The 6030-nt window shown below is 63.4% G+C and carries 6 protein-coding genes and 1 tRNA gene; 5 read left to right on the plus strand and 2 right to left on the minus strand.

The genetic code is table 11. From position 1 onward, the window contains the following. On the minus strand, positions 1-925 hold a 925-nt coding region (locus HP499_RS19605), incomplete at its 3' end, for a PspC domain-containing protein (protein ID WP_172325827.1). Positions 926-1050: 125 nt separating this feature from the next. Between HP499_RS19605 and HP499_RS19610 the strand changes: the two genes are divergently transcribed. Next, on the plus strand, positions 1051-2670 hold the full coding sequence (locus HP499_RS19610; RefSeq protein WP_172325828.1) for an ATP-binding protein: 1620 nt from the start codon (positions 1051-1053) through the stop codon (positions 2668-2670). Then, entirely contained in the window at positions 2667-3341 is a 675-nt protein-coding gene (locus HP499_RS19615) for a response regulator transcription factor (protein WP_172325829.1), read from the plus strand. Before HP499_RS19610 ends, HP499_RS19615 begins: the two co-directional genes overlap by 4 nt. Before the next feature lie 111 nt (positions 3342-3452). On the opposite strand, the gene HP499_RS19620 is transcribed toward HP499_RS19615, so the two are convergent. Then, entirely contained in the window at positions 3453-4682 is a 1230-nt protein-coding gene (locus HP499_RS19620; RefSeq protein WP_172325830.1) for a pyridoxal phosphate-dependent aminotransferase, read from the minus strand. Between the two features lie 252 nt (positions 4683-4934). On the opposite strand from HP499_RS19620, the gene HP499_RS19625 reads away from it, so the two are divergent. The 3 genes from HP499_RS19625 to HP499_RS19635 all read left to right on the plus strand — a co-directional run. Further along, a tRNA-Trp gene (locus tag HP499_RS19625) sits at positions 4935-5007 on the plus strand. An 80-nt stretch (positions 5008-5087) separates the two neighbouring features. Beyond that, positions 5088-5369 (plus strand): preprotein translocase subunit SecE, encoded by a 282-nt coding sequence (secE, locus tag HP499_RS19630; RefSeq protein WP_024817604.1) that lies wholly within the window; start codon positions 5088-5090, stop codon positions 5367-5369. 114 nt (positions 5370-5483) lie between these two features. Further along, on the plus strand, positions 5484-6030 hold a 547-nt coding region (locus tag HP499_RS19635; RefSeq protein ID WP_309138426.1), incomplete at its 3' end, for a transcription termination/antitermination NusG family protein.

Here is a 6030-nt window from a genome sequence, read left to right on the forward strand (position 1 = left end):
CAGCCACGATTGCGGCTCCGGGTCCCTTGCGCTTGGGGGCTGCGGGCTTGGGCTGCCAGTCGTGCGGGGGAGTGGGGCCCTGAGGCGGACGGGGACCGGAAGGACCTCCCGGAGTGTAGGAACTTCCCGGGGTGTAAGGCCCTGACGGCGTGTACGGGCCCGATGCCGGCATGGCGCTGGCGCCGTGACCCTGGTGTTTCGTGCCGGATTGGCCGCTGCCGTAAACAGGGACGCCGGTGTTGGTGGCCGTCGGAACCCCGTAGGCCGTAGACGATCCATAGGTGGTCGGGGTTCCGTACGCGTCAGTCCTGCCGGGTGCGGTGGAGTAGTTCTGTTGGCCCACGGGCGGAATTCCCTTCGACGTCTTGTTGCGTTGGACCAGGAAGTAGATGAGGTAGAAGACACCACCCATCCAGAACAGAGTCCAGAACAGGCCCGGCAGCCCATCCCAGCCCCAGCCCCAGAATCCGCGGCCCAGGCTTGGAAGCCCGATGATGGTGGTAATCAATGCCCCGGTCATGCCTCCGGACCAGCGGCCCGCGGCGGCTTCCTGGACGTGGATGCGCCCGTCAGGCTCCGGCAGCAGCGCCCAGGCGATGCCGTAGAGCAGCACCCCCACACCGGCGAAGATCGCCAACACAATGAAGATGCCCCTCACAATCAGAGGGTCGATGCCGAAACGGTGGGCCACACCGCTTGCGACGCCGCCAATCCAGCGGTCCGGTCCGCGGCGGACGCCTTGGTGGCGGATCCAGTCGAAGAAGTTCTCCTGGGAAGTGGCCGGAGCGCCGCCGGCAGGCGGGTAGCTGCTGTTTTCCGGACCAGTGGCCGCGGAAGCGCCGGCAGCGGGCTCGTGCTGTGAGCCGGAGGTGCCGGCAGTGCCTGGCGTTCCGGGTTCCTCTGGATTCATGCTGTTCGCGTTCATACTTCGATCCTGCCGCCCGGCCGGTCCTTCCCTCTACTGGGGGATACCCTGAATGATCCCTGAGCGACCCCCGAACAGCGCCGGTTTCCGGTCCGGGTTGCCCTGATCCGTGTTTGGATTGGTACATGACAACCGCTGTACAACGCCCTGTGCTGGTCCGCAGCAGCGACCGCATGATTGCCGGCGTCTGCAGTGGACTGGCCGATCATTTGGGCTGGCCGGTCAAGTTCGTCCGGCTTGGCATGATCCTTGCGTGTTTGGCCGGCGGTGCAGGCGTTGCCTTCTATGCCTGGCTGTGGACCATGGTCCCTACCGCGGATGAGAGCGCCAAGCGCAATGCCCGGCGTCCGGCGTCGCCCATTGCTCCTGCCGTGAGCCTGCCGCCCGTGCCTGCGCCTGGTGGTGGAGGCGCGCCTGCTGCAGGATTCAGGCCGGGCACCGGAAATTCGCGGGTAGTGACAACGGACGACGCCGGACCCTTGCCGGCTGCTGCCGGCGCACCTACGGTCCGTGGTTCCGTCCCGGTCGGCGGGCCGTCGGCAGGGCCTACCCTTGACCGTCCTGCCTCCGGCGTGGGTTCCATCCCCCGCGGTGGTCCCGACTCCACGGCTGAGCCTCCAGGATTTGGCAGCCCTTCCGCAGCCTGGAATTGGTCCAGCAGCGGCGATCAGGGTACCTGGGCGTCCTGGTTTACCGCACGGAGCATCCCGTACGGCAAGGAAATCCTGCTCGGCGCGGCCCTTCTCCTGGTGGCCGCCATCCTGATCGCACGCCAGTTCGGCGTCGACGTTCCGTTGGGAACCCTCATTCCGGCCGCGGCCATCCTCGGTGGTGCTGCGATTGCCTGGATGCAGCTTGACGAAACCCGCCGGGCCGGCCTGGTGGATAAGACGAAGGCCGATCAAGCAGGCGGCTGGGTCCGGCTGGCGGCCGGGCTGGCGCTTGTGGTGGCGGGCGTCCTGGTGATGGTCTCAGGCTCAGGGTCGTGGGAACAGACCTGGCTGGCCTTGCTGGCATCTGTCGCTGTCCTGGGCGGCGTAGCCCTGGTACTACTGCCCTGGGGCCTGAAGTTTTGGAAGGACCTGGAAACAGAACGGGCAGGCCGCATCCGCGAGACAGAGCGCGCTGAGATCGCCGCCCACCTCCACGATTCCGTGCTGCAGACTTTGGCATTGATCCAACGCAGGGCGGGCTCGGAACAGGACGTCGTGAGGCTTGCCAGAGCCCAGGAACGCGAACTCCGGGCCTGGCTCTTCAGCGATGCCGCCAAAGAGTCCGGGCTCCTGGCCGAGCGCATCAAAGCCGTCGCAGCGGAGGTTGAAGACTCCCAGGGCCACGCAGTAGAGGTGGTGGCCGTGGGCGAAACGGACATGACGGAGCGGCACGAAGCCATGGTGCAGGCAGCCCGGGAAGCGATGCTTAACGCCGCGCGGCACGGTGGCGGAACCGTGTCCGTCTATGTGGAGAGCACCGCGGGCAGCACTGAGATCTTCATCAAGGACCGCGGCCCCGGCTTCGATCTTGATGCTGTCCCGGACGATCGGCTGGGCGTCAAGGAATCGATCATTGGCCGGATGAAACGGCACGGTGGCACGGCCACCATCAACAGCAGCAGCGACGGCACCGAAGTCCGGCTGGCCATGCCGTCAGCCAATGGCGACGTTGGCGGCGACGCAGCGGAACAACGAACCCGGAACACTGAAGCCCGGAACACCGAAGCCCGGAATGGAGAGGCGAAGCAATGAGCACCAACCCCCAGAGTGGTCCGGAACGTACAGTGCGGGTGGTGATCGTGGATGACCACACCATTTTCCGGTCCGGACTGAAGGCCGACCTGGATGCCCGCGTGGACGTCATAGGAGAGGCCGGAACGGTGGAGCAGGCCATCGCCGTCATTGCCGAAACCCGCCCGGAGGTGGTGCTCCTGGATGTGCACCTTCCCGGGGGTCTGGGCGGTGGCGGCCGTGAAGTCATTGCAGGATCGGCCGCGATGCTGGGAACCACCAGTTTCCTGGCGCTCAGCGTTTCCGACGCTGCCGAGGACGTGGTGTCCGTGATCCGTGCCGGTGCCCGTGGCTACGTGACCAAGACCATCTCCGGCAAGGAGATTTCCGACGCCGTCATCCGGGTGGCCGACGGCGATGCCGTGTTCTCACCGCGGCTGGCAGGCTTTGTGCTGGATGCGTTCGGCACCGCCCCGGCAGATATCGCCGATGACGAGCTGGACAAGCTCTCGGCCCGAGAACTCGAAGTCATGAGGCTCATTGCCCGTGGTTACAGCTACAAGGAAGTGGCCAAAGAGCTGTTCATCTCCATCAAGACGGTTGAAACACACGTCTCGGCCGTTTTGCGGAAGCTTCAGCTCTCCAGTCGGCACGAACTGACCAAGTGGGCCGCCGAGCGCCGCCTCCTCTGACGCTCTTCCACTTCCCATGGGGATTTCCCCATCGCTATCCCACTTCCCGAGCCTTAAATGCAAACGCTCTTCCACCTGGTGGGGTGGAAGAGCGTTTGCCCTGGCTGCTTGCTACTTCGCCTTGCCCAGGAATTCCTGGATGCGGCGGACACCTTCGGCGAGGTCCTCATCGCCGAGGGCGTAGGACAGCCGGACATAGCCCGAAGGTCCAAAGGCTTCGCCCGGAACAATGGCAACTTCAACCTCGTCCAGGATGAGCGTGGCAAGTTCAGCCGAAGTCTGCGGCCGGACGGGACCGTTGGAGGTCTCGAATTCCTTACCCAAGAGTCCGCGGACGTCCGCGTACACGTAGAAGGCGCCGGTCGGCGTCGGGCATTCAACGCCTTCAATCGCGTTGAGGCCGGCAACGATCGCTTTGCGGCGACGGTCGAACGCAACCTTCATTTCGTCGACGGCGGTCAGCGGACCCGTGAGGGCAGCGGCGGCGGCAACCTGCATGATGTTCGAGACGTTGGAGGTGGCGTGCGACTGCAGGTTGGTGGCTGCCTTGATGACGTCAGCCGGGCCAATCATCCAGCCCACGCGCCAACCGGTCATGGCATAGGTCTTGGCCACACCGTTGAGGATGACCACTTTGTCGCCCAGTTCCGGGGCTGCGGTGGCGATGGAGGTGAACTCAACGCCGTCATAGGTCAGGTGCTCGTAGATTTCGTCCGTGACAACCCAGAGGCCCTTGGAAGCGGCCCATTTACCGATCTCCGCAACCTGCTCCGGGCTGTACACGGCGCCGGTGGGGTTGGACGGAGAAACAAACAGCAGGATCTTGGTGCGGTCGGTTACAGCGGCTTCAAGCTGCTCGACGGTCACCAGGTATCCCTGTTCGGGGCCGGCGAAGACCTCAACGGGCACACCGCCGGCAAGGCGGATTGCCTCCGGGTACGTGGTCCAGAAGGGGGTGGGGATGATGACTTCGTCGCCCGGATCCACCAGGGTAGCGAAGGTGTTGTAGACAGCCTGCTTGCCACCGTTGGTTACCAGGACCTGGGCGGGATCAACCTGGTAGCCCGAGTCCCGCAGGGTCTTCTCTGCAATGGCCTTCTTCAGCTCAGGGAGTCCGCCGGCAGGGGAGTAGCGGTGGTACTTCGGCTGGCCGGCAGCTTCAATCGCAGCCTGCACGATGTAATCCGGGGTGGGGAAATCGGGTTCCCCGGCACCAAAACCGATCACGGGGCGGCCCGCGGCCTTCAGTGCCTTGGCCTTGGCATCAACGGCAAGGGTGGCGGACTCGGCGATGGCGGAGATTCGCTGTGAAATGCGGGCGGTAGTTGTTCCGGCAGACATCTTTGTACCGTTCTTCGCAGGCAGCTCGTGGGCTGGATGATGGGATTCGACGTAAACTACCTTATGCTGATCTGCGGACCTCCCGGGTGTCTGCCGGACTTTGTGACTGATAATGCTGGTCACAGGTTTTTGGGGTCGGGAGGACCGGAAATGAGCCGGTTCGACTATCGCGAAATTCTTGCGTAGACTGGTTCACCGGTGTTGAAAAGCACCACAGGCTGAAGTGCGGCCTGAAACATGGATTCGATCCATAGGGTAGTGGCGCAATTGGTAGCGCAGCGGTCTCCAAAACCGCAGGTTGCAGGTTCGAGTCCTGTCTGCCCTGCGCAAGCTGTCCCGGCGGAAACGCCGGGGCACGCGCAGCAACCATGGCTCTGATCAGAGTCGGGTCAACGACTTTGCAAGGTGAGTGAGGATCAGGTGACCGAAACAGCTGCCAGCAGCTCGAAGGGCCGTCCCGCCAAGAAAGCCGATCGCGGCTTCTTCGCCCGTATTGCTCTCTTCGTCCGCCAGGTTATTGGTGAACTGAAGAAGGTCGTTGCGCCCACCCGCAAGGAACTGATCAATTACACGCTCGTGGTGCTGGTGTTCGTGGCCATCATGATGCTCATCGTCACCCTTCTGGACCTGGCCTTCGGCACGGGAGTCAGCTGGGTCTTCGGTGGGTCAGGCGCTACGGACCGCTAAGCGGATCTGTCCGCAAACTGTGTGAAATTCCTTGGTAGTTCAGGAATTTTGCGGGGTTTGCGGAATTGAGCCATTTAAATAGGCATGTTAGGCAATGAGGAAGCAGGAGACCAAGTGTCTGAGCAGGAGCTCGAGGTAAACGAGACTGAGCTGGAAGCAACCGACGACACCGCAGCTGAGGCTGTGGAAGAGTCCGAGGTTGATTCTGCTGCGCCCGAATCTGCCGACGCCGACGATTCCGAAGAGGACTTCGACGCGGACGTGGACGACGAGTCTGATGACGCGTCCGGCGATGTCGCAGACGAAGACGACGCTTCGGAAGAGTCCGACGGCGACGACCTCGCAGTCGCTGCTGCTGCAGCGCCCGCTGACCCGGCTGAAGAATTCAAGGCCAAGCTGCGCCGCCAGGAAGGTGACTGGTACGTCATCCACTCCTACGCAGGTTACGAAAACCGCGTGAAGGCAAACCTTGAGACCCGCATCCAGACCTTGGACATGGAAGATTACATCTTCGAAATCCAGGTCCCCATGGAAGAGGTCGTCGAGATCAAGAATGCGCAGCGCAAGGTGATCAACCGCGTTCGCATCCCCGGTTACGTCCTGGTCCGCATGGACCTGACGGACGCCTCCTGGGGCGCCGTTCGCCACACCCCTGGTGTTA

The organism is Paenarthrobacter sp. CM16, assembly GCF_013179505.1.
Lineage (GTDB): Bacteria > Actinomycetota > Actinomycetes > Actinomycetales > Micrococcaceae > Arthrobacter.

What these genes read in the sequence shown, in the direction of transcription:
- HP499_RS19610 (WP_172325828.1), top strand. Translation starts at nt 1,051, where the DNA reads ATGACAACCGCTGTACAACGCCCTGTGCTGGTCCGCAGCAGCGACCGC.
- HP499_RS19615 (WP_172325829.1), top strand. Translation starts at nt 2,667, where the DNA reads ATGAGCACCAACCCCCAGAGTGGTCCGGAACGTACAGTGCGGGTGGTG.
- HP499_RS19620 (WP_172325830.1), bottom strand. Translation starts at nt 4,682, where the DNA reads ATGTCTGCCGGAACAACTACCGCCCGCATTTCACAGCGAATCTCCGCC.